The organism is Thauera phenylacetica B4P, from assembly GCF_000310225.1.
In the GTDB taxonomy this organism is placed as follows: domain Bacteria; phylum Pseudomonadota; class Gammaproteobacteria; order Burkholderiales; family Rhodocyclaceae; genus Thauera; species Thauera phenylacetica.
Map to the genome: position 1 here is coordinate 1 of NZ_AMXF01000286.1, position 4,491 is coordinate 4,491.

A 4,491-nucleotide genomic window follows, 5' to 3' on the forward strand; every position below is an offset into this window, starting at 1 on the left:
CGCGGCGTCGGCCGCGGCCAGGCGGGCGGCCTCGGCGGCCTCGCGCTCGGCGCGCTCGGCCTCGATGCGGTCGCGCTCGGCGTCGAGCAGGTCCTGGATCGCGAAGATCAGCGCCTGCGTGCCTTCACCCTTCATGGCGGAGATCTGGAAGTGGCGCTCGACCGGGCCGTAGGCCTCGAGGAAGGCGGCCACGCGCTCGGCGCGCTCTTCCTCGGGGATGAGGTCGAGCTTGTTCAGCACCAGCCAGCGCGGCTTGTTGTACAGGTCTTCGTCGTACTTGCGCAGCTCCTCGGCGATCGCCTTGGCGTCCGCCACCGGATCGGCCTCGGGGTCGAAGGGGGCGAGGTCGACCAGGTGCAGCAGCAGGTGGGTGCGCTGCAGGTGACGCAGGAACTGGTGGCCCAGCCCGGCGCCCTCGGCCGCGCCCTCGATGAGGCCGGGGATGTCGGCGATCACGAAGCTGCGCGCCTCGCTGGTGCGCACCACGCCGAGGTTGGGCGCGAGCGTGGTGAAGGGGTAGTCGGCGACCTTGGGCTTGGCCGCGGACACGCTGCGGATGAAGGTCGACTTGCCGGCGTTGGGCATGCCGAGCAGGCCGACGTCGGCCAGCACCTTGAGCTCCAGGTGCAGGTTGCGGTATTCGCCTTCCTTGCCCATGGTCTTCTTGCGCGGGGCGCGGTTGGTGCTGGACTTGAAGTGGATGTTGCCCAGGCCGCCGCGGCCGCCCTGGGCGATCAGCACGGTCTTGCCGTCCACGTCGAGGTCGGCGACGAGCTCGCCGGTCTCCTGGTCCTTGATCACCGTGCCGACGGGGAAGCGCAGCGTGATGTCGTCGCCGCCCTTGCCGTAGCAGTCGCGGCTGCCGCCGTTCTCGCCGCGCTCGGCGCGGAAGCTGCGGGTGTAGCGGTAGTCGATCAGGGTGTTGAGGTTGCGGTCGGCCACCGCGTACACGCTGCCGCCGCGGCCGCCGTCGCCACCGCTCGGGCCGCCCTTGGGGATGTACTTCTCGCGGCGGAAGGTGGCCGCGCCGTTGCCGCCGTCGCCGGCGTACACCTCGATGCGGGCTTCGTCAAAGAACTTCATGCCTGATCAACCTCTTGGCGGGGCAGGCCGGCAGGCGCACCCCGAAAATGAAAAAGCCCTACCACCGGGATAGGGCTTTCGATGCTGCAATGCGAACCGGAGCGCGTTTCAGGCCGCTTCCGGCACGATGATCACGGTGCGGCGACGCGACGGGCCCTTGACCGCGAACTGCACGACGCCGTTGGTCAGCGCGAACAGGGTGTGGTCCTTGCCGATGCCGACGTTGTCGCCCGGGTGGTATTCGGTGCCGCGCTGGCGAACGATGATGTTGCCGGCGAGCACGAACTGGCCACCGTAGCGCTTCACGCCGAGGCGTTTCGATTCCGAGTCGCGGCCGTTACGCGAACTACCGCCAGCTTTTTTGTGTGCCATGTCGGATTACCCCCTACGCCTTAGGCCGAGATCGCTTCGATGCGAAGCTCGGTGTAGTTCTGACGATGCCCCTGGTGCTTCTGGTAGTGCTTGCGACGGCGCATCTTGAAAATCTTGATCTTGTCGTGACGGCCGTGGGAGACCACGGTCGCCTTGACGGAAGCTCCGGCCACAACGGGCGTGCCGATCTTGACGGCATCGCCTTCACCGACCATGAAGACCTGGTCGATGGTGATCTCGGAACCCACGTCGGCCGGTATCTGTTCTACCTTGATCTTTTCGCCGGCAGCGACGCGATACTGCTTGCCACCGGTTTTTATCACCGCGTACATGGTGTTGCTCCAGTTGATGGGTCTGCGAAGAATCGCGCACGATAGCCGAGTCGCCCCCGGAAGTCAATGCAAAACGCCCGCAGCGCCCTCCGCCCGCCCCATGCCGGAAACCGCCACGCGTCCCGGCCCTCCTCCATGAACCACCACGCGTCGCGGGCCTCCTGTAGGAGCTGCGGCAGCTGCGAATAGGGCGGTTCGGCAACCGACGCGCGCACACTGTTCCACCGCCGCCTTCGCGCCTGCCGGCGCTCCTACACAAACCGCCGCGCGTCCCGGACCGCTACATAAACCGCCGCGCGTTCAGGACCTCCTGTAGGAGCTGCGGCAGCTGCGAATAGGGCGGTTCGGCAACCGACGCGCGCACACTGTTCCACCGCCGCCTTCGCGCCTGCCGGCGCTCCTACACAAACCGCCGCGCGTCCCGGCGCTCCACATGAACCGCCGCGCGTCCCGGACCTCTACACAAACCGCCGCGCGTCCCGGACCGCTACATAAACCGGCGCGCGTTCAGGTCCTCCTGTAGGAGCTGCGGCAGCTGCGAATAGGGCGGCCCGGCGACCCACGCGCGCACAGAAATCCACCGCCGCCTTCGCGCCTGCCGGCGCGGCTACCTGGCCGGGGCGGGGAGGGTGGGCAGCAGGGCGTCGAGGGCCTGGTGTTCGGTGCGGTAGCTCGAGTGCTTGCCGATGCGCGTCCACACGCCGTCGCGCTCCATGGCGTCGATCACCTGCTTCTTGAGGCCGCAGAAGGCGATCGTCTGGTCCTGGACGTGGAAGCGCTCGACCAGGCTGGCGAGCGTGTGCAGGCCGGTGGCGTCGATCGCGTTGATGCCGGCGGCCGAGACCAGCACGATCTTCACGCCGTCCTGCGCGCGCGCGGCGCCCAGCATGGCGTCCTCGAAGGTGGCGGCGGTGACGAAGCTGAGCGGGCTGTCGAAGCGCAGGATCACCAGCTGCGCATGCGGGTGGGGCAGGTCGAAGCGCTCGCGGTCGCGGTAGGTGCCGTCCTCGTGCAGGCCGAGCAGGGCTACGCGCGGGCGCATGCCGCGATACACCAGCAGCGCGAGCGACAGGATCAGCCCGGTGAACACGCCGTTCTGGATGTTGGGCGCGAAGGCGAGCGTGGCGAGGAAGGTGACCGCCGCGGCTGCGCCGTCGTCGCGGCTCGCCCGCCAGGCGCGCCGCATCACCCCGGTGTCGATCAGCCCCGCGACCGCCTGCAGGATGATCGCCGCCAGCACCGGCTTGGGCAGGTGCCACAGCAGGGGCGTGAACCACAGCAGGGTGACGAGCACGAAGGCGGCGGTGACCAGCGAGGACAGGCCGGTGCGCGCCTCGTTGACGTAATTGAGCGCCGAGCGCGAGAACGAGGCGCTCACCGGCAGGCCGCCGGTGAAGGCGGCGGCGAGCTTGCCCAGGCCCTGGCCGACGAGCTCCTGGTCCTGGTCCCAGGGCTGGCGGGTGCGTCCGGAGATCAGCTTGGCGCTGGAGGCCGCCTCCATGAAGCTCACCATCGCCACCACGAAGGCCGCCGGCAGCAGCGTGGCGATCAGCTCGGGGTGCAGCGGCGGCAGGCTGAGCCCGGGCAGGCCAGCCGGCACCTCGCCCACCACCGCGCCGCCCTGCGCGGCGAAGCCGCTCCACGCCGAGATCGCGGTCGTCGCCGCCACCACCAGCGGCACGCCGGGCAGGCGCGGCCACAGGCGCTTGAGCGCGACCAGCGCGGCCAGGCTGCCGACGCCGAAGGCCACCGCGGCTGGCTGCAGCGCGTCCAGCCCGCCGAGCGCGCGCACGAAATCGACCAGCAGGTGGTCGGAGTGCGGCATGGCCAGCCCGAACAGGGGCGGGAGCTGGGTGAGGCAGATGATCAGCGCCGCTGCGTTGACGAAGCCCATCAGCACCGGCACCGACAGCAGGTTGAGCAGCCAGCCCAGGCGCAGCACGCCGAGTGCGAGCTGGATCAGGCCCGACAGCAGCGCCAGCAGCAGGGCGAACCCGGCCACGTCCTCGCCGGGGCCGCCCGCCAGCGGCAGGATGCTGGCGCCGACGAGCAGGCTGGTGAGCGCGACCGGCCCGGTGGACAGCTGGCCGCAGGAGCCGAACAAGGCCGCGACCACCGCGGGCAGCAGCGCCGCGTAGAGGCCGATGTGCGGCGGCAGGCCGGCGAGCTTGGCATAGGCCAGCGCCTGCGGGATCAGTACCAGCGCGACCGTGACGCCGGCGACGAGGTCGCCGCGCAGGCCATGCTCGCGCCATTGCGCGGGCCAGGCCAGGAAGGGCAGCAGTCGGTGCGGGCGAGACATGGATGCGGGCAGGCGAAGGCGAGGGGCGAGGGGCGAGGGGCGAGGGGCGAGGGGCGAGGGGCGAGGGCGAGGCCGAGGCCGAGCCCCCCCGATGGCCGGGGCTGCACCCGGCCCTCATGGTAATGACAAACCGCGAGGCCGCACACCTCGCGTGTCTCCGGCCCGGCCCGGCGCGGTCGTGCGGCATCGTCGCCGATTCCGGGCGGCGGCCGTCGCGCGCATAATCGGCGCGTCCGCCGTCTCCGCGTCTTCCCGCACTTCTCCCCACGCACCGCCGCCATGGCCCATCGACGCATCCCGCCCATCCAGTGCCTGCTCACCTTCGAGGCGGTCGCGCGCCTGCGCAGCGCGAGCCGTGCGGCCGAGGAGCTGTGCGTGACCGTGAGCGCGGTGAGCCACCGC

Annotated in this window: 5 protein-coding genes; 1 reads left to right on the top strand and 4 read right to left on the bottom strand. The window is 70.6% G+C overall.

Annotation, left to right across the window (positions count from 1 at the left end):
* From cgtA to C667_RS20510, 4 genes are all read right to left on the bottom strand, one after another.
* Positions 1 to 1,083, bottom strand: a 1,083-nt coding sequence (cgtA, locus tag C667_RS20495) for an Obg family GTPase CgtA (protein ID WP_004380834.1), incomplete at its 3' end; no start/stop codon positions are given.
* Positions 1,084 to 1,191: 108 nt separating this feature from the next.
* Positions 1,192 to 1,455 (bottom strand): 50S ribosomal protein L27, encoded by a 264-nt coding sequence (gene rpmA, locus C667_RS20500; protein WP_004380836.1) that lies wholly within the window; start codon positions 1,453 to 1,455, stop codon positions 1,192 to 1,194.
* Between the two features lie 20 nt (positions 1,456 to 1,475).
* Positions 1,476 to 1,787, bottom strand: a complete 312-nt coding sequence (rplU, locus tag C667_RS20505; protein WP_004322886.1) for a 50S ribosomal protein L21 — start codon at positions 1,785 to 1,787, stop codon at positions 1,476 to 1,478.
* A gap of 607 nt (positions 1,788 to 2,394) precedes the next feature.
* Entirely contained in the window at positions 2,395 to 4,089 is a 1,695-nt protein-coding gene (locus tag C667_RS20510; protein ID WP_004380838.1) for a SulP family inorganic anion transporter, read from the bottom strand.
* A gap of 279 nt (positions 4,090 to 4,368) precedes the next feature.
* Between C667_RS20510 and C667_RS25280 the strand changes: the two genes are divergently transcribed.
* Positions 4,369 to 4,491: LysR family transcriptional regulator (locus C667_RS25280; RefSeq protein WP_004380841.1), on the top strand; the 123-nt coding region annotated here is incomplete at its 3' end.